Here is a 24397-nt window from a genome sequence, read left to right as displayed (position 1 = left end):
TCGTCCAGCAGTTCTTCCGTGGCAGCAGAGGCCGACCTACCGACCCGAGATGCTGTCCGCCCACAGGCCAAGATCAAGATCTACAGCTGGTACTAGGTTCACCATGAGATCGGGTACAGGTTTCATGGCACCGTCCTCCTGCGGTGCCCTAGCGTCGTGCCATGACGATTCCAGCTCGACTGAGACGCACGGCCCTCCGGGCCCGGCGGGACACCTGCTTTCTTGCCGCTGGTGTGCTGCCGCACCTGGCGCTGGTGCCCGTGTGGGCCTGGGCGGCGGCGACTACCGCCAGGACGGGGAACTGGCTCCTTACGGTTTCCATGTCGACCGCCCTGGTCCTGCTCGGAACCCCGGTGCTGACGGCCGTTCAGCGGGCTCGCTACCGGGTGCTCATCGGTGTGGACGTCCCCCGGCTCACCCCCACCGCGCCGGAACAATGGACGTTGGCCTCGACCGCCCGGTGGCTCGCGGCGACGCGGCCTTGGCGCAAGATCGGCTACCACCTCCTGCTGGGCCCGCTGCTCGCGCTGCTGGAGCTGCTGGTGCTCGCGGTGGCAGCGGCGTGCCTGGCGGGCGTCATCGCCTCCGCCTGGTCATGGGCGCTGCCAACCGGAATCCGCCAGGACTGGTTCGGCTACCTGACCCAGCTGCCGGCTTACACAGCGGCCGGACTCCTTCTCCTGTGCGCCCTGCCCTGGACCGCGCGGGCAGTAGCCCGGGCCGAGGCGCGGCTGGCGTTGGGCCTGCTCGGGCCCAGCCGGGCGCAGCGGCTCCAGGAGCGGGTCGATCAGCTGGCCGTGAGCCGGACCGACTTGATCGAGGCCGTCGACGCGGAGCGCCGCCGGATCGAGCGCGACCTGCACGACGGCACCCAGCAGCGGTTGGTGTCTCTCGCGGTCAACCTGGGTCTGGCCCTTGCCACCCGCCCGGACCTGCCGAGTGATGACCGCGAGGTGATCGCGAGAGCGCACCTGGAGGCGAAGGAGGCGATCACCGAACTCAATGATCTGGTGCGGGGGCTGCACCCGGCCGTGCTCGAAGACCGAGGTCTGGACGCGGCGTTGTCCGGCCTGGCCGCCCGCACGCCCCTGCCGGTGCGGCTGCGGGTCAATCTGGAGGAGCGGGTGGCGCCCAACGTGGAGTCAGTCGCGTACTTCGTGATCTCTGAGGCGCTGACCAATGCAACGAAGCACGCCAACGCGATGCATGCAGAGGTGATAGTCCGTCAGGTCGGCGAGGTACTGCGCGTGCGCGTTACCGACGACGGGCTGGGCGGTGCCGACGCCGCCGCCGGCACGGGGCTGACCGGGCTGGCCAAGCGGGTCGGCTCCCTCGACGGGGCCTTCCACGTCAGCAGCCCCGTTGGCGGGCCCACCACCATCACCGCGGAGCTGCCGTGCGCGCGGTGATCGCCGAGGATTCGGTGCTGTTGCGGGTCGGCCTGATCAAGGTGCTGGAGATGGGCGGGTTCCAGGTCGTCGCAGAAGCCGGCGACGCGGAGGGGCTGTTGGCGGCAGTGGCGGAGCACCGGCCCGAACTCGCCTTGATCGACGTCCGGATGCCGCCCGGCTTCACCGACGAGGGGGTGCGGGCGGCGCTGGAGATCCGTCGGCGCTGGCCGGGGACGCCGGTGGTGCTGCTTTCGCAGTACGTGGAGGAGCGGTACGCGGCTGACCTGCTGTCTGCGAACACCAGCGGTGTGGGCTACCTGCTCAAGCAGCGGGTTGCCGATGTCGCCGACTTCGTGGCGGCGGTCCGGCGAGTGGCGGACGGGGGCACGGCCCTGGACCCGCAGGTCGTCGCCCAGTTGCTGCTGCTGCGGCGCGACAGCGACCCGCTCGCGCGGCTGACCCCCCGCGAACGGGAGGTGCTCGGCCTGATGGCCGAGGGGCGCTCCAATGCCGGCATCGCGCAGGCGCTGGTGGTCAGCGAGAGCGCCGTGGCGAAGCACATCAACAACATCTTCGCCAAGCTTGACCTGCCCGTGGTCGACGCGGACCACCGCCGCGTCCTGGCCGTGCTGCGGTTCCTCGGAGCGTCCCGGGCCTGACCTTCCCATCCGTGCTCACGATCTACGGCTGGAGCCAGGCGCTAGCAGCGAGGCCTGCTCGCGTCGGGTCCCCGTGCCGGGCAACGCGACCGCGACCAGCCCGTCCACCTCGGTCCTCTCGTACGCGTCCGACAGCCCGGACGGCGAGTCCTGGTCGAACGTCCACCAGCTGACCCACCGCGGATCCACCCGCGGTGGCACCAGCGCCGACGACATCATCGGCCACTTCGCACCCAAGACGAGCATCACACCGGCGCCGCCATCACCGTGCAGAACGACCGCAACCTCGTGCTGTACAGCAGCACGGGCGCCGCGCTCTGGAACAGCAACACCTACCAGCAGGCCGCACCGGGCATCCCGAGCAACGGCAGCTACTCCGTCTCGGCCTGGGTCAAGCTCACCGGGGGCACCGGCGCCGACCAGAGCGCGGTCTGCCAACAGGGCAACAGCGTCCCCTCGGTCAACCTGCAGTACCGCGACGCGACGCACTCGTGGGCCGTCATGACCACCAGCCAGGACAGCGGCAACGCCGGCTGGATCTACACAGGCTCGGCCGGCTGGAGCGGCTACACCGGAGCCTGGACGCACATCACGGCGACCCACTCGGCCGACAACCAGATCCTGACCTTCTCTCTCAACGGCTACCCGGTGAGCTCCACACCCATGACCTCGCCGTGGGTCGCGAACCGCGAGACGACCATCGGTGGCTGCTACGCCAACAACGACCACAGCAAGATCATCAACCAGCTCAACGGCGAGGTCTCCGACGTCCGCAGCTACCCGTTCCAGCTGACCAGCCAGCAGGTCGCCGGCCTCTACAACGTGCCGCGCCAGCAGATCAGCAGCAACATCAGCGGCAGCAACAAGTGCGTGGACAACAGCCAGGCCAACACGAGCGACGGCAACCGGATCCAGATCTTCGGCTGCAACGGCAGCACCACAGCCGGCACGCAGTTGCAGCTCTATGTCCGCAACAAGTCCGCCGCACAGAGCTGGACCATCAAGTAGCCCCGGCTGCGCGATGATTGGACCATTCGACCGTGCCCGGCCCCAGGCGTCCGCCCGGGGCCGGGCACGGTCGTAACAGTCAGGCGAGTCGGGTGGGGGCAGCGGTGTACAGACCGTGGATCCGCTGGGCGTTGGCCACCTCCTGCGGAAGCGCTCGCCGGCCGAAGGTGGCGTTCTCCGGGACGGGCACGGGGCAACGGCCGCTGTGCTCGCCGGATTGGCCGGTTCCTGGTCGATTCCTGGCTGCCATCCGGTTGAGCATGCCGAACCCGACCCGCTGGAGCGGCGAGCGGGGCATGATGTGAGCTGTTTGGCGCTGCTCCAACCGACCGGGCTGGAGCCTGATGATCAGTCAGAATTCTTCTTCAGGAGGGTCGTTCATGACGGACGACGGGGGACTTCGAGGAGTCCGGGCCTGGGCGGAGGCGGCACTGGGGCGGGCCGAGCTCGTTCTGCTGCCGGACCCCAACGGGCCGTTCCGGCTCCAGCTGTCCAACCCGGCGGCCGAGGACGAGCTGATCGCCGAACTCAACGACCTGGTACGTCTGTTGGAGCGGGACGAGGTGCTCTGGCCGGTGCTGGCGGCGCGGCTCGGCGGGCTGCTGGCCATCCGGCAGCAGCAGCGCCCCGGTACGCCCGGGGACCGGTCGCGGGCCCTGCACCTGCTGCGTGCCGCACGGGCCGACGGCGCTGGTCTGTCCCGCTGGGACCGGCAGCGGGCCGCCCTGTACCTGTACACCCTGCTGATTCCGCTGCCGCATGGCGATCCGCGCGAGGCGGTGAGCGACTTCGGAGGCCTGGCCGAGTGGGGCCGCAGGTACGCCACGGTCCTGAGCCCCGACAGCCCGGCGCACGACGAACTCGGCGATCTGCTCGCCGAACTCGACGAGGCTCCGCTGCCGCCGCAGCTGCGCCGGCAGCTCGGCGTGATGTCCGCCGCCCTCCGCACGGCGCCGCCTGGGCCCGACGAGATGGTCGCGCAACTGAAGACGATGTTCGACCTGCTACCGCCGGGATTCCCCATCGCGGAACAGCTGCGGACGCTGCTGAGCACCGGTCCGCTCCGGACGGCGCCAACCGGCGGGACGCCGTCCGGACCGGCCGATCCGACGGTCCCGACGACCGGCCAACAGGAGCCCGAAGCCACCCTGCTGGACCTGTTGGCACCGGTTCTGCGGGGCGACGCGAGGGCCGACCAGCTGGCCGCCCTCGCCGAACTCGCCGGGACCGCCCAGAGGTCGGCAGGCCCCGAGGCCGCCCCGTTCGGCGCCCTGATCCACGCCATGGCCCAGGTGGCGCAAGTGCGGCAGCCCGGTGACCTGCAACAACTCGCCGATGCCGCCGAGTCCGTGCGGCAGGAAGCGGATCGTGTGTCACCGACGAACGGGTGGCTCCCCGCGCTGGGCACCATGCTGTCGACCCTGATCGGCGGGTCTCACAGCCTGACGGGGAGCCTGCAGGACGCCGCAGCCGCCGAGGAGCAGCTCGCCAAGGGGATCGAACAGCTCCAGGGGTCGCCGCTGAACAGTCCCGAGCATCCCCTGGCCGACCTGGCCGGCATCTTCAGGGCGGTTCTGCTCGGGCGCCGTCACGCCCGCGAAGGGAACGCCGACGGTCTGCGGGAGTGCATCGCCACGATCGTCGCGATCCGCGACACCCTCGCCAAGGATGACGACAAGGCGGCGGCCGCCATGATGCTCGGTGTACTCAACGGCGAGCTCTGGCGGATCACCAACGACCCCGAGGCGGGCCGCCGCACCATCCGCCTTCTCAGCGAGATCGAGCAGGCCCAGTCGATCGTCCCCCACCTGGCATCCGTCCTGGGGTCGGGGAGCCTTCGCACCCAGATCGCGAGCTTGCAGGCGCTGATCGATGGCAATCCGGAAGAGCTGCGAGAGGCGCTGGCGGCGCCTGCGGCCGAGCGGAGCGGCGCGTCGCCGGGGACGTGGTGGGGCCGGACGAGCGAGGCGATGGCTCATGGGCTCCTCGCAGGCCTCACCGATGACCCGGCCGATCTCCACCACGCCATCGAGGCATTGGAACAGGTCCGCCCCGATCCGGCCCGGGGCGACAGCAGTTGGCCGGACGGCATGCTGCTCTGGGACCTCGCACAGCTCTACCGCCGCCGAGATGCCCAGGACTCCGGTGACCAGGCCCCGGCCACGCAGGCGATGATCCAGTCCCTGGAGGCTACCGCCGCCGCCGTCCTGCTGGAGTCCGATGCCGAGCACCGTCTGCAGCAGGCCAGGGACGGCGCGGCGCGGGCGGTCCAGGGCGCCTGGTGGTCCGGCGCCAACGGGCGGGCCGAACACGCGATCACCATGCTGGAGTTGGGCCGCTCGATGGTGCTCCAGGCAGCGGCGGTGTCGGCCCGGGTGCCGGAGCGGCTGGCCGCCGCCGGCCATCCGGAGCTGGCCCGCCAGTGGCGGGCGGCCGAGCAGAGCGACGCACAGAAGGCCGCGGTCCCCAGCCGGCTTCGCGGCCAGGCGCTCGCCGCGCTCGGATACCGGGCGGGCAGCGGGCCGTTCAAGCCGCCGCCGCTGCCCGAGATCAGGTCCGCGCTGCGCTCGGCGGACGCCGACGCCCTGGTGTACCTGGTGCCGGGCGGCGCCACCGAGCACGGGCTGGCCGTCATCCTGGGCCCGGACATCGAGCCCTGCGCGCTCAGTCTGCCGCAGCTCGGCAGGGCCGGCCGCGACCCGCTGGACGCCTACGTCGACGTCTGCGCCGAACGCTCCCGGCTCCGCGAGGACGACCCGGACGGCCGGTTGGCGGAGGCCGAGGCGCGCTGGGAGCAGGCGCTCACCGAGCTGTGCGGCTGGGCTTGGCCGGCGGCGGTCAGGCCGATGATCCAGGGGATCGCGGAGAAGCTGGCCGAGGTCCCCGGGTGGCCGGGCGACCGGCCCGACGGGCCGCCGCGCCTGGTGCTGGTCCCATGCGGCAACCTCGGCGTAGTGCCCTGGCACGCGGCCCGGCTGCCCGAGGGCGGCGAGCAGCGCTACGTCTGCGAACTCATGGTGCTCTCCTATGCCGCGTCGGGCCGGGAGTTCCTGCGGTCGGCCGCTCGGCGGCGGCTCGCCCCGGCCAGTCGCCCGGTGCTGCTCGCCGATCCCCGGATGGACCTGACCTGGGCCGAGCAAGAGGTACTGGCGCTGCGCGACAGCTGCTATCCGTCCGCCGAACTCTACGGCGAGTACTACGAGTTGACGGACGAACCGGTGGCCATCGGCACGCCGGAGGAGGTGCTCGCCCTGCTGCCGGGCGGCGGCCGGGCGGCGGAGCGGCCGCCATCGCTGCTGCACGTGGCCTCGCACGGGTCGGCCGGGGTGCGCCCGACCGTCTCGGCGCTGTACCTGGCCGACCTGGCGAGGGCGGAGCCGGCGGACGGGCCGGACGGGCCGGACGGGCCGGACGCCGGACAGCTGACCGTGGCCCGGCTGCTGGAGCGGCCCGCGCCGAGCGAGCCGGCCGCGCCCGGTCCGCTGGTGGTGCTCAGTGCCTGCGAGACGGACCTGAGCACCCGCGATCACGACGAGGCACTCACCCTGGCCACCGCCTTCCTCGCCGCCGGGGCCACGGACGTGGTGGGCTCGCGCTGGGCCACCCGGGACGCCACGTCGGCGCTGATGATGGCCGTCTTCCACCACCACCTGGCCGTGCGCGGGCTGACTCCGGCGCACGCCCTGCGAGCGGCCCAGCAGTGGATGCTCGATCCACACCGCGTCCCGCCCCCGGGACTGAGCCCGGAGCTGCTGCGCCAGGCGGGCGAGCCGCAACTGGCCGAGCCGGCGGTCTGGGCGGCCTTCGTGCACCACGGACGCCCGGGCCCCGCTCCGAGGCCGGCGGCGACCGAACCTCCGATGTGAAACTCATCAACCAGACCAGAGGAAGCAGGAGATGGGACGCTACGTGATCAACGGTGAAGTGGTCGATGTGCGAGAGGACCGGCCGACCGGGGGCCAGCTCAAGCTGGCGACCGGCATCAGGGAGGACGACTGGGTGATGGCCACCCTGCCGAACGGCGAGATCAAGCGGGTGGCGGACCAGGATCCGCTGCCGAACGGCGTGACCGACGTGACGATCGTCCCCCGCTACGAATATGGCTGCTGACCTCACCGCGGCAGGCCGCCGCAGAAGCCGTCTGCAGGCCGAGGTACAACTGATCGCCCAACACTATCGCGAAGTCAACTTCGATACGAAGGACGCCAGTTGGCTGCACGTCGGGAGGTTTCCGGTGCCACGTGGCTGGAACCGGCCGCATGTCGAGATCCTCATCGACGTCCCGCACGGCAACCCCGGGTACCCGTCGGTGGCCCCGCAGTGGTTCTGGACCGACCGCGACCTCCGGACGTCCGACGGCCGATCGATCCAGCACTTCTTCACCTCGGCCGACTACAGCCTCGCGGACCAGAGTTACCTCGACAAGGGCTGGGGCCACTTCTGCATCCACGTCACGTCGTGGCACTCCTCCAACGGCCTGCGCCTGCGCGAGGGCCACACCCTGCTCTCCTACCTCGACCTGATCGCGGCGGTGTTCCGCGACCGCAAGCGGCTCGCCGGAGCGTGACCCGTGAACAGAGCGCGACCCGTGAACGTTGACATCGTCTTCCCGAGCCCGCAGTGGGAACTGCTCCAGCGGCACCTGTTCGAAGCGGCACCGGACCCCGGTGGCCATGGATCGGACGAACAGCTCGCGTTCGCCCTGGCCGCTCCCGTCCAGTCGCCAACCGGCGTGCGGCTGACCATCCGTGAGGTCGTTCCGGCCCGGCCGCAGGACCTGGAACACCGGTCGCCGGTGGCGATCGCCCCCACCGCCGAGTTCGTCGCGGCCGCCCTGTCCCGCTGCAGGCAGGAGGGGTGGAGCCTGGTCGAGGTCCACTCCCATCCCTTCAGCCACGGCCCCGGGACCACGTTCAGCGGGGTCGACTGGTCCAGCGATCGCGCGAAGATGCCCCGGGTGGCCGAGTTGCTGCCCGAGCACACCCTGCACGCGACCATGGTCCTCGGTCGGTCGAGTCTCGATGCCCACTACTACGACCGGGGATCGGCGAGCATCCGGCCGATCCACCGGATCCGCGTGCTCGGCGTCCAGGCCGGCACCCCGCAGCTGATGAGGATCACTCCGACGGGGGCGGCGAACCCGCCGGGCCCCGCACGGAGACGGCTGTGGGGGCGGCGGTCCGGGAACCCGGACGCCACTGCCGAGGACGACCGCTACAGCCGCCAACTCCCCTTGCTCGGCAAGAAGACACAGGAGCTGCTGGCGGAGACGACGGTAGCCGTCGTCGGACTCGGGGGGCTGGGCTCCTTCGCCGCCCTCGAATGCGCGCACCTCGGATTCGGCCGGCTCGTCCTCGTCGACCCGGACACGGTCGAACGCTCCAACCTCAACCGGCTGCTCGGCGCGACGCAGGCGGATGTCGGGCGTCCCAAGGTCGAGGTGTACGCCGACCTGGTGCGCGCCATCGCGCCGACGAGCGCCGTCGCAGCCGTGGCAGGCTCGGTAGGCGTCACAGACGGCGCAGGCGTCACAGACGGCGCAGACGGCGCAGCCGTGGGAGCCGTCGAAGCCGTGCACGACGAGATCCTGAGTGCCGAGGCCCTGGCCCTGGTGCGCACCGCCGACCTGGTCCTGGGCTGCGTCGACAGCCACGGCGCCCGGCTGGTCCTGAACCAGCTCGCCGTCCAGTACGTCATCCCCTACCTCGACGCCGGCAGCGGCACACGACTCGACACCGACCTCCGGGTCACCCACGTCGGCGGGCAGGTCCAGGCCGTCCTGCCCGGCCTGGGGTGCCTGGAGTGCCGAGGGTTCATCGACGCACGCCAGGCGGCGTTCGATCTCGCGCCGCCGCACGTCCGGTCCCGGGAGCTCGCCCACGGGTACGGCACCCGCACGCCGGCACCGTCGGTGGTGTTCCTGAACGGAGTGGTCGCCTCCCTCCTGGTGGCACAGGCCGTGCAGTTGCTCTCGGGTGCACTGCCCACACGGCACGGCGGATCGGTCCCCGCGATCACGCTCTACGACCTGCTCACTCCCTCCCTCACCCCGGTCACAGCCGCAGCCGTCGACGGCTGCCCGACCTGCGGGGCCGACGGCGTCACCGCGCTGGGCGACCTGTCACCGCTGCAGAGCGCGGCCCCTCCCGCCTCGCCACCGGCCGCCCGCCTGACCGCCGTCGGGGACGGCTCTCATGGCTGACCCGATACCCACCAACCGGAACGTCCGCGGCCGGCCCGATCAACTCCCGCCGCGCCGCCGGGTTCAGCCCCCGCAGGAGCCGGCCCGCACCCACCGGCAGCGGCCCCGCCGCGTCGGTGGGGTCATCGGCACGATCGTGCTGGTCGCCCTCGGGAGCGCGGCCGTGATCAGCAGCCGGCACTCGGACGGTCAACAGGGCGATCCCACACCGAGATTGACGGTGCCCACGGTCGCTCCGGCGGCCGATACACCCGCCTTCGACCCGCCGACGGTGCCGGTGCTCGCAACGCCCAACATCGACCCACCGACGGTGCCGCCCCTCGCAACGCCCAACATCGACCCACCGACCCTGCCCGAACCTCCGCCGCCACCACCTCCGCCGCCGCCACCACCACCACCTCCACCGCCGCCACCTCCACCACCCCCGCCGCCGGCGCCTCCTCCTCCTCCCCCACCACCGCCACCGCCTCCGCCTCCGCCACCACCAGCCCACTACGGCGCCATCGCCGCGAGCCACGACGGCAGTACCGGGCGCGCATGGGACTACCCGTCCGCGAACGCCGCCGATCAAGGAGCGCTGGCCCAGTGCCCCCGCTCCGACTGCAAGGTCCTCGTGACGTTCGCCAACAGCTGCGGCGCGATCGCGTACAACCCCGCCACCCGCGTGTACTGGGGTGGCCAGGGAGCCACCCAGGCCGAGGCCGAGGAGTCGGCCATCGACCATGCGGGCGGCGGCACCTGGCTCGCCTGGGTCTGCAGCCCGTGACTGGCGTGTCCACCTCGGCCGTCTGCATGCCCACCAACGGGCGCGCCCGCCACCCACGGGCTGCACGGGAGGGGCGGGCGACCCACGTCGCCGGCCCCTCCGCGGCTCAGTGGAGGGAGCCGAGGACCTGCAACTCGAAGGGCTTGACCTCGTCGGCGCGACCGCTGAGGATCTTCGCGGCCCACTCGGGGTCGCCCAGCATCGAGCGGCCGACCGCCACCAGGTCGAACTCGTTGCGCTCCAGCCTGTCCAGCAGTGCCTCGATGTCCGTGACGCTGGAACGCTCGCCCTCGAACAGCGCCTTGGTGAAGTCGACGTCGAGGCCGACCGAGCCGACGCTGATCGCCGCCTTGCCGGAGACCTTCTTCGCCCAGCCCGCGAGGTTGAGGTCCGATCCCTCGAACTCCGGCTGCCAGAAGCGGCGGGTCGAGCAGTGGAAGGCATCGGCACCCGCCTCGGCGAGCGGGGCGAGGAGCTCGTCGAGCTCCTGCGGCGTCTCGGCGATCTTCGCCTCGTAGGCGCCCACCTTCCACTGGGAGAGCCGGAAGAGGATCGGGAAGTCCGGTGCGACGGCCTGGCGGCAGGCGGCCACGACCTCGGTGGCGAACCGGGCCCGGGAGGCGATGTCGCCGCCGTAGGCGTCGGTGCGCTGGTTCGTCCGAGCCCACAGGAACTGGTCGATGAGGTAGCCATGGGCTCCGTGCAGTTCGATGCCGTCGAAGCCGCGGGCCTCGGCCGCGGCCGCGCCGGCGGCGAAGGCCGCGACCACGTCGTCGATGTCCTGCAGGGTCATCTCCTTGCCCGGCTCCGAGCCGTCGATGGAGATGCCCGAGGGGCCGACCCGCGGGGCCTCCGGGACCGGCGGCGCACCGGCGACGCGCGCCATGCCCACGTGCCACAGCTGCGCCGCGATCTTCCCGCCCGCCTGGTGGACCGCCTGCGCCACGTTGCCCCAGCCGGCGAGCGCCTCCTCGCCGTAGAACCGGGGGACGCGGTCGCTGCTGCCCGCGGAGTCGTGCCCGATGTACGTCCCCTCGGTGACGATCAGGCCCGCCCCACCGGCCGCCCGGCGGGCGTAGTACTCCGCCACATCGGCGCCCGGCACCCCGCCGGGCGAGAACTCACGGGTCATCGGGGCCATGACGATCCGGTTCCGGAGAGTGAGGCCGCCCAGGGAGAAGGGGCGGTCTAGAACACTCGTGGTGCGCGCGGTCGAGTCACTGGAAGGCAAGACATTCACTCTCTATCGAGGGGTGGCCACACCTCTGACGGTACGGCCTGGTCCTCTTCCGCTAACTGCGAAACCTGCGCCACAGTTCCCGCTCCAGCTGGTCCTCCTGATGATGTGTCAGGACCTGGACGGCGACGGGCACGCTGATCAGGGAAGTCACTGCTCCGGGCTGGTTGACACGGTGTCAGGTCCGGGTGCGCGCATCGAGCGTTCGGCGCACGTCGACGTCGTGGTAGTAGGTACGGCCCCGCGCACTGCGGCGGCGCCACTGCTGCTCGCTGGCGTGGCGGTAGACGCTGCCGGGCGCGATGCCCCACAGTTCGGCGATCTGGCCGGCGCTCACCCAGCGCACGTTCTGCTCGGAGACCTCAGAAACCTCGGAGACCTCGGAGACCTCGGAGACCTCCGCAGCCGGCCCACCCTGCGCCCCACCCTGCGCCAGACGGCTGCTCAGCTTGAGCCATTCGTCCGCCGCCCAGCGGTGCGACGGCACGGCGTCACAGCTGATCTCGGCCGGTGCGCCGGGCCGCCGCACCTGCGTGACGGCCGTCAGCCCCCCGCGGCAGTCCGCCTCGACGCAGTCACCGATCGGCACCCGGCGGAGCTGGGAGGGGTCGATCACCCGCTGTGCCTGGCGCACCAACGTCGCCACCTCGTCGGACAGTTCACCGGCAGCGCAGTGGGAGGTCAGCCAACCGGAGTGCCGGATCAGGAACTCGGCGAGCCTGGCCACCCCACCAACCGCCGCACCGGCCACCCCACCCGCCGCCGCATCCGCCGCCGCACCGGTCACCGCGCCCGCCGCCGAACCGGTCACCGCGACCGGCGGCACGCCGACCTGCCGCTCGTCGACGACCAAGGACGCCCAGGAGCGGAGCACCGAGACGATCGACGTTCGCGCATCGGCCGCGGCCGTGTTGAAGGGCATGCCGGGCAGCGGGCCGCCGGAGATCTTCTCGCGACGCCGGTCGGAGCCGCCGAGTCGCAGGCCGCACTCGTCGTACAGCCGGGGCAGTCTCCTCAACTCCCCTACCAGGCGGTCGCCGCAGGCCGGGCAGAGCCGGGTCCCGGTGACGGCGAGACGCCGGGCCCGGCCCGTCCGCTCCGCTCCACGGCACGCGACGCCCTCGCAGAGCGCCATCGCCGTTCCCGCCGCTGTCGCCCTTCCCGCCGCTGTCGCCGTCGCCGTTCCCGCCGCCGGCGCGTGCGCCAGGTCCCGGGTCATGGTCTCCCCCCACTTCTCCGTGTACCGCGAAGGTAATTCGCCGATTCGTGAACGAGCAAGACGGGAGGCCGTTTTCTGTAGGTTCTGTGTAGTGGATTTCTCCTTCCCCTGGGAAACCTGTCCTGCCTCTGATCCGAAGCCCGCCGGCACAGCACCCTCCTGGCCTTCGGGGGCCAATGGCCCGCCACCGCGACCCTCCCCGGTGGGGCCGGGCGCAGCGTCGGCGACCTGCGGCCGGCCTCGCGAACGTCATGTAACTCTCCTGAAACAAACGGGACTTGGCTGACCCTTCAGTCAACCGGCCGGCCGGTCGGCCGAGTTGCAAGAGCGGCCGGAAGTGCGGACTTGACATTGATCTGACGCAAGCTTGTTGCTCCCTTGAAAGAGTGACCTTGACATGGATCGCTCTTCCGAAGAGGCTGGTTATTAGTCTCCGCAGCACTGTATGGATTCACCGATGAGCGCTTGTCGGCCTGTCTGAATGGCCGCTCCCTGCGAGACCCCGCTCATTCGCGGAATCACGTGCCGCCTCTGCAGCCCCGCCCACCGAAGACCGGCTCCGGTGCGCTGCGTTGACGTCCAGACCATTCCGACCCCGAGGACAGGTACATGGATGCTTCAGTCATAGTCGCCGGTGCTGGCCCGGCAGGACTCACGCTCGCCGCCGAGCTGCGTCTCGCGGGCGTCGATGTCATCGTCCTGGACCGCCTCGCGGAGCGGACCGGGGAGTCCCGCGGGCTGGGGTTCACCACACGCACGATGGAGGTCTTCGACCAGCGCGGGCTGCTGTCCCGGTTCGGTGACATGGGGACCAGCAACGCGGGTCACTTCGGCGGCCTGCCAGTGGACTTCGGGGTTCTCGACAGCGTCCACCAGGCAGCGAAGACCGTTCCGCAGTCGACCACCGAGACGATCCTCGAAGAGTGGACGGTGAGCCTGGGAGCGGACCTCCGGCGCGGCTGGGAGCTGCTCTCACTGCGGGACGACGGGGACGGCGTCGAGGTCGTGGTCCGGGGGCCGGAGGGCGAGCAGCAGCTGACGGCCGCCTATCTGGTGGGATGTGACGGCGGCCGCAGCACCGTGCGGAAGGCCGCGGGCTTCGACTTCCCCGGCACCGCGGCCACCATGGAGATGTTCCTCGCCGACGTCCGGGGCGTCGACCTCAAGCCGCGCCTGATCGGTGAGACGCTGCCGGGCGGCATGGTCATGGCCGGCCCGCTCGGCGACGGCGGCTTCACCCGCATCATCGTCTGCGAGCACGGGGCCCAGCCCCGGCAGCGGACCGAACCCCCCACCTTCCAGGAGGTGGCCGCCGCCTGGCAGCGGATCACCGGCATCGACATCTCGCACGCCGAGCCCGGTTGGGTCAGCGCCTTCGGCGACGCGACCCGCCAGGTCACCGAGTACCAGCGGGGCCGGGTCCTGCTGGCCGGGGACTCCGCGCACATCCATCTGCCGGCCGGCGGCCAGGGCATGAACACCGGCATCCAGGACGCGGTCAACCTCGGCTGGAAGCTGGCGGCGGTGGTCCGCGGCACCGCCCCGGCGACGCTGCTCGACACCTACCACGGCGAGCGCTTCCCGGTCGGGCAGCGGCTGATGCTGAACACCAAGGCCCAGGGGCTGCTCTTCCTCAGCGGCCCGGAGATCCAGCCGCTGCGTGACGTGCTGGGCGAGCTGATCCGCTACGAGGAGGTCAGCCGCCATCTCGCCGGCATGGTGAGCGGGTTGGAGATCCGCTACGACGTGGGCCGGGGCAGCCACCCGCTGCTCGGCCTGCGCATGCCGCACCTCGAACTGGTCGACGACACGCGCAAGACCAGCAGCACCGCGCTGCTGCACCCGGCGCGGGGCGTGCTCCTGGACCTCGAGGACAACGCCGAACTCCGCAACCGGGCGGCGGGCTGGTCGGACCGGGTGGACATCGTGACGGCGGCGCCGCACGGAGTCCCGCAGGACAGCCCGCTCCACGGCACCGCGGCCGTGCTGGTCCGCCCCGACGGACACGTGGCATGGGCCGCGCCCGGTAGCCATCACGACCTGCCCATGGCACTGGAGCGCTGGTTCGGCCCCTCTCGAATCCAGCAGGCCTGACCAGGCCCTCTCGAATCCAGTAGGCCTGACAAGGAGAGACAGATGCACAGCACATTGATCGTGGCTCGGATGGAGCCCCGTTCGGCTGAGGACGTCGCCCGCCTCTTCAGCGAGTTCGACGGTAGCGACATGCCGCACCGGATGGGCACGCGACGCCGTCAGCTCTTCTCGTACAAGGGGCTCTACTTCCACCTCCAGGACTTCGACTCCGAGGACGGCAAGGAGCGGATCGAGGAGGCCAAGACGGACCCACGGTTCGTCGGCATCAGCGAGGATCTCAAGCCGTTCATCACCGCCTACGACCCGGCCACCTGGCGCTCCCCCGCGGATGCGATGGCGCAGCGCTTCTACCAGTGGACGGCGCTGTGACCGCGCCGCACGACCGGCGGGTCGTGATCACCGGCATCGGCGTCATGGCGCCCGGCGGGGTGGGGACCAAGGCCTTCTGGAGCCTGCTGACCGACGGCCGCACCTCCACCCGGCGGATCAGCCTCTTCGACCCCTCCCCCTTCCGCTCCCAGGTCGCGGCGGAGGTCGACTTCGACGCCGATCTGCTCGGTCTGAGCCCGCAGGAGATCCGGCGGATGGACCGCGCCGCGCAGTTCGCGGTGCTCACCGCCCGGGAGGCGGTGGCGGACAGCGGGCTCGAATTCGCCAGCCTGGATCCGCACCGGCTGGGGGTGACCATCGGCAGTGCGGTCGGCGCGACCATGGGTCTGGACCGGGAGTACCGGACGGTCAGCGACAGCGGCCGGCTCGACCTGGTCGACCACACCTACGCGGTGCCGCACCTCTACAACTTCCTGGTCCCCAGCTCCTTCGCGACCGAGGTCTCCTGGGCGGTGGGCGCCGAAGGGCCGAGCACGGTGGTCTCCACCGGTTGCACCTCGGGTCTCGACTCGATCGGGTACGCCACCGAGCTGATCCGCGAGGGCACGGCGGACGTCATGGTCGCCGGAGCGGCGGACGCCCCGATCTCACCGATCACCGTGGCCTGCTTCGACGCGATCAAGGCGACCACCCCGCGCAACGACGACCCGGAACACGCCTCACGCCCCTTCGACAGCACCCGCAACGGGTTCGTCCTGGGCGAGGGCGCGGCCGTCTTCGTCCTGGAGGAGTTGCGGAGCGCCCGCAAGCGCGGTGCCCGCATCTACGCCGAGATCGTCGGCTACGCCAGCCGGAGCAACGCCTTCCACATGACCGGGCTGCGCTCCGACGGCCGCGAGATGGCCGAGGCCATCCGGGTCGCGCTGGACGAGGCCCGGCTCGACCCCGAGTCCATCGACTACATCAACGCGCACGGATCCGGCACCAAGCAGAACGACCGGCACGAGACCGCCGCCTTCAAGCGCAGTCTGGGCGAGCACGCCTACGCGGTGCCGGTCAGCTCCATCAAGTCGATGGTCGGCCACTCGCTCGGGGCCATCGGAGCGATCGAGATCGCCGCCTCCGCGCTCGCCATCGAGCACAACGTCGTGCCCCCGACGGCCAATCTGCACACCCCCGACCCCGAGTGCGACCTCGACTACGTGCCGATCACCGCACGCGACTGGAGGACCGACGCCGTCCTCTCGGTCGGCAGCGGCTTCGGCGGGTTCCAGAGCGCGGTGGTGCTGGCCCGTCCCGAGAGGAGTGCCGGATGACCGGCGGCACCGCCAAGGTCGTCGTCACCGGAATGGGCGTCGCCGCCCCCAACGGCCTCGGTGTGGCGGACTACTGGGAGGCCACCCGGGCCGGCCGCAGCGGCATCGGCCGCATCTCCCGGTTCGACGCCTCCGGCTACCCGGCCCAACTGGCCGGCGAGATCACCGGGTTCGACGCCAAGGAGCACCTGCCCGGCCGGCTCCTCCCGCAGACCGACCGGATGACCCAGATCGCCCTGGCGAGCACCGACTGGGCGTTCGCCGACGCCGGTGTGGACCTGGCGACGCTGCCCGAGTACGACATGGGCGTGATCACCGCCAGCGCCTCGGGCGGCTTCGAGTTCGGCCAGCGCGAGCTGAAGGCGCTGTGGAGCCAGGGCAGCCGGTACGTCAGCGCCTATCAGTCCTTCGCCTGGTTCTACGCGGTCAACAGCGGCCAGATATCCATCCGCAACGGCATGCGCGGTCCCAGCGGCGTGGTCGTCAGCGACCAGGCCGGCGGGCTGGACGCCGTCGCCCACGCCCGGCGGCAGGTCCGCAAGGGCACCCATCTGATGGTCTCGGGTGCCATCGACGCCTCGATCTGCCCGTGGGGCTGGGTCGCCCAGCTGGCCGGCAACCGGTTGAGCACCAGCGACGACCCCGAGCGGGCCTACCTGCCGTTCGACTCCGGTGCCCGCGGGCACGTGCCCGGCGAGGGCGGCGCGCTCCTGGTGCTGGAGAACCTCGACCGGGCCCGCGAGCGCGGCGCCCAGCGGATCTACGGGGAGATCGCCGGCTACGGGTCCACCTTCGACCCCAAGCCGGGCAGCGAGCGTGCGCCCGGCCTGCGCAAGGCCATCGAGCTGGCACTGGAGGACGCCGGGATGCGGCCGGAGCAGATCGACGTGGTGTTCGCCGATGCGGCGGCCATCCCCGAGCTGGACCGGATCGAGGCCGAGGCGATCACCGGGGTCTTCGGGCCCCGGGGCGTGCCGGTCACCGCGCCCAAGACGATGACCGGGCGGCTGTACTCCGGCGCGGCTCCGCTGGACCTGGCCACGGCCTTCCTCACCCTGCGGGACGGAGTGATCCCGCCGTCCATCCGGGTGTCCCCGTCCGACGACTACGACATCGACCTGGTCACCGACCGGCCGCGGACCGCCTCGGTGCGCTCCGCGCTGGTCCTCGCCCGCGGCTACGGCGGCTTCAACTCGGCCGTCGTCGTGCGTGCCGTCGACCAGTGACCACCGGACCCGCTACGTGCGACAGCACCTACAACGTAAGGACAGCCATGCCTGCCCGTGAATTCACCCTCGACGACCTCAAGCGCATCCTGCACGAGGCCGCCGGCGCGGACGAGAGCGTCGACCTCGACGGTGACATCCTCGACACCGACTTCGAGTCGCTGGGCTACGAATCCCTGGCGCTGCTGGAGACCGGCGGCCGGATCGAGCGCGAGTTCGACATCGTCCTGGACGACGACACGCTGACCGGCAGCGGGACACCGCGCACCCTGATCGAGGTCGTCAACGCCCACCTGGTGCCCGCGCCGACCCACTGAGTCCCGCCGGATCCACTGAGTCCCGCCGCGCCGCCGCGCCCGGCCGGCCCGTGCGTCCCGTTCCGCTGCCGCCGTGCCCGGTCGCGCGCACCGCGGCAGCGGAAGTACCAGCCGCCGCCCATCGATGTTTCCAGGAGAAGGACATGACGCAGCAGAATCCGAAAGCCGCCGTCGTCACCGGTGCGACCAGTGGCATCGGCCTCGCGGTCACCCGGCTGCTCGCCCAGCAGGGCCACCGGGTGTTCATCTGTGCCCGCACCGAGGAGAGCGTGACCCGGACGGTCAAGGAGCTGCTGGACGAGGGGCTGGACGTCGACGGTGCGCCCTGTGACATCCGCTCCACGGCGGACATCCAGCGCTTCGTGGGGCAGGCGGTCGACCGCTTCGGCACCATCGACGTGCTGGTCAACAACGCGGGCCGGAGCGGCGGCGGCCCCACCGCCGGTATCAGCGACGAGCTCTGGTTCGACGTCATCAACACGAACCTCAACAGCGTCTTCCTGATGACCCGCGAGGTGCTGAACGCCGGCGGCATGGCGGCCAAGGACCGCGGCCGGATCATCAACATCGCCTCCACCGCCGGCAAGCAGGGCGTCGTCCTGGGCGCCCCCTACTCGGCCTCCAAGCACGGGGTGGTCGGCTTCACCAAGGCGCTCGGCAACGAGCTGGCCCCCACCGGCATCACGGTGAACGCCGTCTGCCCGGGCTATGTGGAGACGCCGATGGCGCACCGGGTGCGGCAGGGCTACGCGGCCGCCTGGGAGGTGACGGAGGACCAGGTGCTGGAGAAGTTCCAGGCCAAGATCCCGCTCGGCCGCTACTCCACCCCGGAGGAGGTCGCCGGCCTCGTCGGCTACCTCGCCTCGGACACCGCCGCCTCCATCACCTCCCAGGCGCTCAACGTCTGCGGCGGCCTGGGCAACTTCTGAGCCCGGACCAGCCCCGGACAAGTCCCAGGACAGCCCCCGGACAGCCCCCGGACAGCCCGGACCCGTACCAGACAAGCCCCAGACAAGGAGAGAGCGATGACCGTGCGCGAGGTCGAGCACGAGATCACCATTGCCGCGGCCGCGGAGCAGGTGTACCGGCTGATCGCGGAGGTCGAGAACTGGCCGCTGATCTTTCCCCCGTCCGTCTACGTCGACCACGTCGAACGCGGCGAGCGCGAGGAGCGGATCCGGATCTGGGCCACCGCCAACGGCGAGGCCAAGGGCTGGACTTCACGCCGCACCCTGGACCCGCAGGCGCTGCGGATCACCTTCCGGCAGGAGGTGCCCGCACCCCCGGTGGCGGCGATGGGCGGGACCTGGATCATCGAGCCGCTCGGCACGGACGAGTCCCGGGTCAGGCTGCTGCACGACTACCGGGCCATCGACGACGACGCCGAGAAGCTCGCCTGGATCGACCAGGCCGTCGACCGCAACAGCCGCTCCGAGCTCGCCTCGCTGAAGAGCAACGTGGAGCGCGTCACCGGCGCCGCCGAGCTGACCCTCTCCTTCACCGACAGCGTGGACATCAAGGGCTCGGCCAAGGACGTCTACGACTTCATCAACGAGGCCCAGCTCTGGAGCGAGCGGCTGCCGCACGTCGCGCAGGTCTCGCTGACGGAGAACACCCCGGGGCTCCAGGTCCTGCGGATGGACACGACGACCAAGGACGGCTCCGTCCACACCACCGAGTCCGTCCGGGTCTGCTTCGCGCACCACCGGATCGCCTACAAGCAGACGACGCTGCCGGCGCTGATGAGTCTGCACACCGGGTACTGGCAGCTCGACGAGGGGGCCGACGGCGTCACCACCGCCACCTCCCAGCACACGGTGGTGCTGAACACGCAGAACATCGCCAAGGTCCTGGGCGAGGACGCCGGGATCGCGCAGGCACGCGAGTTCATCCGCCACGCGCTGGGCACCAACAGCCGGGCGACGCTCGGCCACGCCAAGGAGTACGCGGAAGCGCGGCGCTGAGCGGTGGGCGACCAGAGCAACGGTGTGCTGGACACCGATGTGATCGTGGTGGGCGCCGGCCCGGTCGGACTGCTGCTCGCCGGGGAGCTGCGCACCGGCGGCGCGCGAGTGATCGTCCTGGAACAGCTGGCCTCGCCCACCACCGAGTCCCGTGCCTCGGTCCTGCACGCCCGGACGATGGAGATCCTCCACGACCGGGGCCTGCTCGACCGGCTGGGACCGCCGCCGGACGCCGGCCCCGGCCACTTCGGCGGCATCCCGCTCGACCTGACCGCCGCGGGCCCCAGTCCCTTCGCCGGGCAGTGGAAGGCGCCGCAGACCCTGATCGAGGCGGTGCTCCAGGCGTGGGCCACCGGGCTCGGGGCCGAGGTCCGGCGCGGGCACACCGTGACGGGTCTGGCCGCGGGAGCCGACCGGGTGCTCGTCGCGGCCACCGGGCCGGGCGGTGTGCGGCAGCGGCTGAGCGCCGCGTACCTGGTGGGCTGCGACGGCGAGCGGAGCACGGTGCGGCGGCTGGCCGGCTTCGACCTCGTCGGCGACCGCCCCACCAAGGAGCTGCTCCGCGCGGACCTCGCGGGGATCGAGATACCCGACCGCCGCTTCGAACGGAACGCGAAGGGGGTGGCCAACGCCCGCCGGGGGCCGAACGGCATCACCCGCGTCATGGTGCACGAGTTCGGCCGGGCCCCCGAACCGGGCGGGCCGCCGGTGGACTTCGCGGAGGTCGGCCGGGTCTGGGCGCGCGTCACCGGCGAGGACATCAGCGGTGCCGAACCGGTCTGGGTCAACGCCTTCCACAACGCCCGCCAACAGGTCACCCGCTACCGACAGGGCCGGGTGTTCCTGGCCGGGGACGCCGCCCACGTCCAACTGCCGGTCGGCGGGCAGGCGCTCAACCTCGGGCTCCAGGACGCGGCCGACCTCGGCTGGAAGCTCGCGGCGCACACCACGGGGCGCGCGGCCGAGGACCTGCTCGACACCTACCACGCCGAGCGTCATCCGGTGGGCGCACGCGTGCTCGGCACCATCGAGGCGCAGGCCCAGCTGATGTTCGCAGGCCCCGAGATGGACGCGCTGCGAACGGTTTTCAGGGAGCTGCTGGCGACCGGCGCGGCCCGCCGCCACCTCGCCGCCACGATCGCCGGACTCGACCGCCCCCGCTCCGACCGTCCCGGCTCCGCCCGGCCCCACGCCGGCCAACCCCACGCCGGCCAACCCCACGCCGGCCAACCCCACGCCGACCGTCCCGGCTCCGCCCGGCCCCACGCCGACCGTCAACGGACCACGCACAGGAGGACCACCACCATGGGCAAGCTCACCGGCAGGACCGCGCTCGTCACCGGCTCCAGCCGAGGCATCGGACGGGCGACCGCGGTGCGGCTGGCACGCGAGGGTGCGCTGGTCGCGGTGCACTGCTCGCACAACAAGCAGGCCGCCGACGAGACCGTGGCGACGATCGAGAAGGACGGCGGCCGGGCCTTCGCCGTGCAGGCCGAGCTGGGCGTCCCCGGCGATGTCCACGAGCTCTTCCTGGCCGTGGAGCGGGGCCTGAAGGAGCGCACCGGGCGGACCACGCTCGACATCCTGGTGAACAACGCCGGGGTCATGGGCGGGGTCGCCCCCGAGGACGTCACCCCCGAGCAGTTCGACCGGCTCTTCGCCGTCAACGCCAGGGCGCCGTTCTTCATCGTCCAGCGGGCGCTGAGCCTCATCCCGGACGGCGGCCGCATCATCAACATCTCCTCCGGACTGACCCGCGTGGCGAACCCGCAGGAGGTGGCGTACGCGATGACCAAGGGCGCCATCGACCAGCTCACGCTGCACTTCGCCAAGTACCTGGGCCCGCGCAACATCACCGTGAACAGCGTGGGCCCCGGCATCACCGACAACGGCACCCCGATCTTCGACAACCCGCAGGCCGTGGCGCAGATGGCGCAGCTGTCGGTGTTCAACCGGGTCGCGCAGACCTCCGACGTCGCCGATGTGGTGGCCTTCCTGGCCGGCGGTGACGCCCGCTGGATCACCGGCTCCTACCTCGACGCCAGCGGCGGCACGCTGCTCGGCTGATGACCACGCTCCCCGTCGATCCCGCCACCACCACGGCCGGCGCGGGCCGCAGCCGCAGGCAACGGGCCCTGCTGTTCGTGCTGGCCGGCAACATGCTCATCGACGCCCTGGAGGTGTCGGTGCTGCTGGTCGCGATGCCGGCCGTCAAGGACGACCTCGGCCTGTCGCTGTGGAACACCCAGTGGGTGATGAGCGGCTTCGCGCTCGGCTTCGCCGCGCTGCTGCTGCTCGGCCCCGCCATCACCGCCCGCTGGGGCCGGCGCCGGGTCTACCTCGCGGCCCTGGTCGTCTTCGTGGCGGCCTCACTGCTCGGCGGACTCGCCGACCAGGGCGCGCTGCTGATCCTCACCCGGGTGGTCAAGGGGATGTGCGCCGCGCTGACCGCCCCGACCGGGCTGGCGATCATCAGCACCACCTTCCGGGAGGGGCCCGAACAGCGCCGGGCCGTGTCGGTCTACTCGCTCTTCGGAGCGGTCGGCTTCACCGCGGGCCTGCTCTGCTCCGGGCTGCTCACCGAGCTGAGCTGGCGCTGGAGCGTCGTCTGCTCCGCGCCGGTGGCGCTGGTGCTGCTGGTCTTCGGTCTGCGGCTCGTCCCCGGCGACCAGCACGCCACCGGCAGCGCGCCGCGGGTGAAGGCGGCGCTGTTGCGCAACGGCCCGCTGCTGCGCTCCGCGCTCTGTGCGGCCTCGCTCAACGGCGCCTACCTCGGCCTGCTGCTCCTGGTCACCTTCCAGCTGCACGCCCAACTGGGCTGGAACTCCTGGCAGACGGCGCTGGCCTACCTGCCGGCCTGCGTGCCGCTCGCACTCTCGCTGCCCTTCGCGGGGCGGCTGGTGGGACGCCTCGGCACGGACCGGCTGATCGTGGCCGGCGCCCTCTCGGCGACCCTCGGCGACGCCCTCTACCTCTGGCAGGGCACGCCGCGTTCGTATCCCACCGGCGTCCTGCCGACCATGCTGCTCGTCGGCGCGGGCTTCGTCCTCTCCTTCGCGGCCCTCAACATGCAGGCCACCTCCGCGATCCCGGCCGCGGAGAAGCGGCTGGCCGTGCCGCTCTACCAGACCGCCGTCCAACTCGGCGCCGTGCTGGTGCTGCCGGCGGTCGCCGCGCTGATCGGTGGTCACGGCGGGTACCGGCCCGCGCTCCTGCTCATCACCGCCGTCGGCGCCGCCGGCTCGCTCGTCGCGCTCACCGGAGTACGACGCCGGCGCCCCGCCGCCTCCTGATCCACCCTCCACCGGCCGGACCCGGCCGACCGTACGAATGGAGCTCATCGATGCGTGTCCTGTTCACCGTCTTCCCGGCATCGGCCCACCTCTATCCGGTCGTCCCGCTCGCGTGGGCGCTGCAGGCCGCCGGGCACGAGGTCGTCGTGGCGGCCCACGAGGGTGTGGTCGACCCGGACGTGATCAAGAACATCACCAAGGCCGGCCTCACCGCGCTGTCGCTCGGCCGCAAGGAGGAGCTGCCCGACGCGCTGGGCCGCCACACCAGCGAGATCAAGCCGGACCGTCCCACCCTGGCGTTCGACCCGCTGGACGAGAACCCGGACACCTGGCGCCTGGCCCGGTGGTTCGTCGCGGGGATGCTCAACCTGCACTATCCCACCAAGCTCACGGAGGACGGCCGCCGTCCCATCGTCGACAACCTGGTGGAGTTCGCCCGCGCCTGGCGCCCCGACCTGGTGCTGTGGGACCCGCTGGTGCTGCCCGCCCCGATCGCCGCGAAGGCCTGCGGTGCCGCGCACGCCCGTCTCCTGTGGGGCACGGACAACATCGGCGTGATCCACTCCCGGACGCGGGCGGAACTGGCCGACCCGATCCCGCAGCAGCCGGGCGAGGACCCACGGCTGTGGCTGACCGAGGATCCGCTGGAGGCGTGGATGCGCCCGATCCTTGAGGCCCACGGTCTGGAGTTCAGCGCGGAGATGCTGCTGGGCCAGTTCAGCCTGGACCTGACCCAGTCCCGGATGCGCCAGCCGCTCGACCTGACCTACGTCCCGGTCCGCCGCGTCCCGTACACGGGGGCGGCCGAGTTCCCGTCCTGGCTGCACTCGCGCCCGGAGCGGCCCCGTGCGGTGCTGACCCTGGGCATGAGCCGCCGCAACATCTTCGGCAAGTACAGCGGCTTCCCGATGCGCGAGCTCTTCGACTCGGTGGCCGAGCTGGACCTGGAGCTGGTCGCCACCCTGAACAGCGACCAACTGGCCACCGTGGGACCGATTCCGAAGAACGTCCGCACCATGGAGTACATCCCGCTCAACCAGGTGCTGCCGACCAGCGCGGCGGTCATCCACCACGGCGGCGGCGGCACCTTCGCCTCGGCCGTGGCGTTCAAGGTGCCGCAGCTCGTGGTGCCGCTGCCGATGTGGGACGAGATGGTCACGGCCCGCTACGTGGTCGAGCGGGGTGCCGGGCTGGTGGTCGAGCCGGAGGGGCTGGACGTGGCCGACATCGCCAAGCAGCTGGTCCGGCTGATCGAGGAGCCCTCCTTCCAGGCCGGGGCCCGCGGCCTGTACGAGGACATGCTCTCCGCCCCGGCCCCGAAGGACATCGTCCCGGTCCTGGAGCGGCTGGCCGAGCAGCACCGCGGCTGAGCCGA

General features: G+C 71.6%; 21 protein-coding genes. 18 read left to right on the top strand and 3 right to left on the bottom strand.

What is annotated here, in order from left to right; genetic code table 11:
- Positions 1-161: 161 nt before the first annotated feature.
- The 3 genes from ACFZB9_RS28455 to ACFZB9_RS28445 all read left to right on the top strand — a co-directional run bounded on the left by ACFZB9_RS28455 (position 162) and on the right by ACFZB9_RS28445 (position 3058).
- Positions 162-1409: a sensor histidine kinase gene (locus ACFZB9_RS28455; RefSeq protein WP_391451812.1), complete on the top strand. Its 1248-nt coding sequence runs from the start codon at positions 162-164 to the stop codon at positions 1407-1409.
- Entirely contained in the window at positions 1397-2050 is a 654-nt protein-coding gene (locus ACFZB9_RS28450) for a response regulator (protein ID WP_391451810.1), read from the top strand. Before ACFZB9_RS28455 ends, ACFZB9_RS28450 begins: the two co-directional genes overlap by 13 nt.
- Before the next feature lie 267 nt (positions 2051-2317).
- Positions 2318-3058 carry a LamG-like jellyroll fold domain-containing protein gene (locus ACFZB9_RS28445; RefSeq protein WP_391451808.1) on the top strand — a complete coding sequence of 247 codons (741 nt, stop codon included), beginning with the start codon at positions 2318-2320 and terminating at the stop codon, positions 3056-3058.
- A gap of 79 nt (positions 3059-3137) precedes the next feature.
- On the opposite strand, the gene ACFZB9_RS28440 is transcribed toward ACFZB9_RS28445, so the two are convergent.
- Complete coding sequence (locus ACFZB9_RS28440; protein ID WP_391451806.1) at positions 3138-3356, bottom strand: hypothetical protein; 219 nt, start codon at positions 3354-3356, stop codon at positions 3138-3140.
- Positions 3357-3438: 82 nt separating this feature from the next.
- On the opposite strand from ACFZB9_RS28440, the gene ACFZB9_RS28435 reads away from it, so the two are divergent.
- The 5 genes from ACFZB9_RS28435 to ACFZB9_RS28415 are packed head-to-tail and all read left to right on the top strand — an operon-like array spanning position 3439 to position 10026.
- Positions 3439-6924, top strand: a complete 3486-nt coding sequence (locus ACFZB9_RS28435) for a CHAT domain-containing protein (protein ID WP_391451804.1) — start codon at positions 3439-3441, stop codon at positions 6922-6924.
- A 31-nt stretch (positions 6925-6955) separates the two neighbouring features.
- Complete coding sequence (locus ACFZB9_RS28430) at positions 6956-7168, top strand: hypothetical protein (protein ID WP_391451802.1); 213 nt, start codon at positions 6956-6958, stop codon at positions 7166-7168.
- Positions 7158-7625 carry an E2/UBC family protein gene (locus tag ACFZB9_RS28425; protein ID WP_391451800.1) on the top strand — a complete coding sequence of 156 codons (468 nt, stop codon included), beginning with the start codon at positions 7158-7160 and terminating at the stop codon, positions 7623-7625. Before ACFZB9_RS28430 ends, ACFZB9_RS28425 begins: the two co-directional genes overlap by 11 nt.
- Positions 7626-7646: 21 nt before the next feature.
- Positions 7647-9260: a HesA/MoeB/ThiF family protein gene (locus tag ACFZB9_RS28420; RefSeq protein WP_391451798.1), complete on the top strand. Its 1614-nt coding sequence runs from the start codon at positions 7647-7649 to the stop codon at positions 9258-9260.
- Positions 9253-10026, top strand: coding sequence for a DUF4189 domain-containing protein (locus ACFZB9_RS28415; protein ID WP_391451796.1), 774 nt, complete (start codon positions 9253-9255; stop codon positions 10024-10026). Before ACFZB9_RS28420 ends, ACFZB9_RS28415 begins: the two co-directional genes overlap by 8 nt.
- Positions 10027-10132: 106 nt before the next feature.
- On the opposite strand, the gene ACFZB9_RS28410 is transcribed toward ACFZB9_RS28415, so the two are convergent.
- Both ACFZB9_RS28410 and ACFZB9_RS28405 read right to left on the bottom strand, forming a co-directional pair.
- Positions 10133-11257, bottom strand: coding sequence for an NADH:flavin oxidoreductase (locus ACFZB9_RS28410; protein WP_391451794.1), 1125 nt, complete (start codon positions 11255-11257; stop codon positions 10133-10135).
- Between the two features lie 184 nt (positions 11258-11441).
- Entirely contained in the window at positions 11442-12482 is a 1041-nt protein-coding gene (locus tag ACFZB9_RS28405; RefSeq protein ID WP_391451793.1) for a hypothetical protein, read from the bottom strand.
- A gap of 609 nt (positions 12483-13091) precedes the next feature.
- Between ACFZB9_RS28405 and ACFZB9_RS28400 the strand changes: the two genes are divergently transcribed.
- From ACFZB9_RS28400 to ACFZB9_RS28355, 10 genes are all read left to right on the top strand, one after another.
- Complete coding sequence (locus ACFZB9_RS28400) at positions 13092-14576, top strand: FAD-dependent monooxygenase (protein WP_391451791.1); 1485 nt, start codon at positions 13092-13094, stop codon at positions 14574-14576.
- A gap of 42 nt (positions 14577-14618) precedes the next feature.
- Positions 14619-14945 carry a TcmI family type II polyketide cyclase gene (locus ACFZB9_RS28395; RefSeq protein WP_391451789.1) on the top strand — a complete coding sequence of 109 codons (327 nt, stop codon included), beginning with the start codon at positions 14619-14621 and terminating at the stop codon, positions 14943-14945.
- Complete coding sequence (locus tag ACFZB9_RS28390) at positions 14942-16222, top strand: beta-ketoacyl-[acyl-carrier-protein] synthase family protein (RefSeq protein ID WP_391451788.1); 1281 nt, start codon at positions 14942-14944, stop codon at positions 16220-16222. Before ACFZB9_RS28395 ends, ACFZB9_RS28390 begins: the two co-directional genes overlap by 4 nt.
- Positions 16219-17448: a ketosynthase chain-length factor gene (locus tag ACFZB9_RS28385; RefSeq protein WP_391451787.1), complete on the top strand. Its 1230-nt coding sequence runs from the start codon at positions 16219-16221 to the stop codon at positions 17446-17448. Before ACFZB9_RS28390 ends, ACFZB9_RS28385 begins: the two co-directional genes overlap by 4 nt.
- Positions 17449-17495: 47 nt before the next feature.
- Positions 17496-17765 carry an acyl carrier protein gene (locus ACFZB9_RS28380; protein ID WP_391451785.1) on the top strand — a complete coding sequence of 90 codons (270 nt, stop codon included), beginning with the start codon at positions 17496-17498 and terminating at the stop codon, positions 17763-17765.
- Positions 17766-17908: 143 nt separating this feature from the next.
- Positions 17909-18694 (top strand): 3-oxoacyl-ACP reductase FabG, encoded by a 786-nt coding sequence (gene fabG / locus ACFZB9_RS28375; protein WP_391451784.1) that lies wholly within the window; start codon positions 17909-17911, stop codon positions 18692-18694.
- Positions 18695-18790: 96 nt separating this feature from the next.
- On the top strand, positions 18791-19729 hold the full coding sequence (locus tag ACFZB9_RS28370; protein ID WP_391451782.1) for an aromatase/cyclase: 939 nt from the start codon (positions 18791-18793) through the stop codon (positions 19727-19729).
- Between the two features lie 3 nt (positions 19730-19732).
- A complete protein-coding gene (locus ACFZB9_RS28365) occupies positions 19733-21796 on the top strand; it encodes an SDR family oxidoreductase (protein WP_391451781.1) in 2064 nt (687 codons plus the stop codon).
- A complete protein-coding gene (locus tag ACFZB9_RS28360; protein ID WP_391451779.1) occupies positions 21796-23022 on the top strand; it encodes an MFS transporter in 1227 nt (408 codons plus the stop codon). Before ACFZB9_RS28365 ends, ACFZB9_RS28360 begins: the two co-directional genes overlap by 1 nt.
- Before the next feature lie 50 nt (positions 23023-23072).
- A complete protein-coding gene (locus ACFZB9_RS28355; protein ID WP_391451777.1) occupies positions 23073-24392 on the top strand; it encodes a nucleotide disphospho-sugar-binding domain-containing protein in 1320 nt (439 codons plus the stop codon).
- The last annotated feature ends 5 nt before the right edge of the window (positions 24393-24397 follow it).

The organism is Kitasatospora sp. NPDC008050 (assembly GCF_042957465.1).
GTDB lineage: Bacteria > Actinomycetota > Actinomycetes > Streptomycetales > Streptomycetaceae > Kitasatospora.
The sequence above is the reverse complement of the archived record's forward strand: the minus strand, read 5'-3'. Positions and strand labels throughout refer to the sequence as shown.

Coding starts and splice junctions, on each gene's coding strand:
- ACFZB9_RS28370 (WP_391451782.1), top strand. CDS start 18,791: ATGACCGTGCGCGAGGTCGAGCACGAGATCACCATTGCCGCGGCCGCG.
- ACFZB9_RS28385 (WP_391451787.1), top strand. CDS start 16,219: ATGACCGGCGGCACCGCCAAGGTCGTCGTCACCGGAATGGGCGTCGCC.
- ACFZB9_RS28355 (WP_391451777.1), top strand. CDS start 23,073: ATGCGTGTCCTGTTCACCGTCTTCCCGGCATCGGCCCACCTCTATCCG.
- ACFZB9_RS28430 (WP_391451802.1), top strand. CDS start 6,956: ATGGGACGCTACGTGATCAACGGTGAAGTGGTCGATGTGCGAGAGGAC.
- ACFZB9_RS28395 (WP_391451789.1), top strand. CDS start 14,619: ATGCACAGCACATTGATCGTGGCTCGGATGGAGCCCCGTTCGGCTGAG.
- ACFZB9_RS28380 (WP_391451785.1), top strand. CDS start 17,496: ATGCCTGCCCGTGAATTCACCCTCGACGACCTCAAGCGCATCCTGCAC.
- ACFZB9_RS28440 (WP_391451806.1), bottom strand. CDS start 3,356: ATGCCCCGCTCGCCGCTCCAGCGGGTCGGGTTCGGCATGCTCAACCGG.
- ACFZB9_RS28425 (WP_391451800.1), top strand. CDS start 7,158: ATGGCTGCTGACCTCACCGCGGCAGGCCGCCGCAGAAGCCGTCTGCAG.
- ACFZB9_RS28415 (WP_391451796.1), top strand. CDS start 9,253: ATGGCTGACCCGATACCCACCAACCGGAACGTCCGCGGCCGGCCCGAT.
- ACFZB9_RS28405 (WP_391451793.1), bottom strand. CDS start 12,482: ATGACCCGGGACCTGGCGCACGCGCCGGCGGCGGGAACGGCGACGGCG.
- ACFZB9_RS28360 (WP_391451779.1), top strand. CDS start 21,796: ATGACCACGCTCCCCGTCGATCCCGCCACCACCACGGCCGGCGCGGGC.
- fabG (WP_391451784.1), top strand. CDS start 17,909: ATGACGCAGCAGAATCCGAAAGCCGCCGTCGTCACCGGTGCGACCAGT.
- ACFZB9_RS28435 (WP_391451804.1), top strand. CDS start 3,439: ATGACGGACGACGGGGGACTTCGAGGAGTCCGGGCCTGGGCGGAGGCG.
- ACFZB9_RS28400 (WP_391451791.1), top strand. CDS start 13,092: ATGGATGCTTCAGTCATAGTCGCCGGTGCTGGCCCGGCAGGACTCACG.
- ACFZB9_RS28455 (WP_391451812.1), top strand. CDS start 162: ATGACGATTCCAGCTCGACTGAGACGCACGGCCCTCCGGGCCCGGCGG.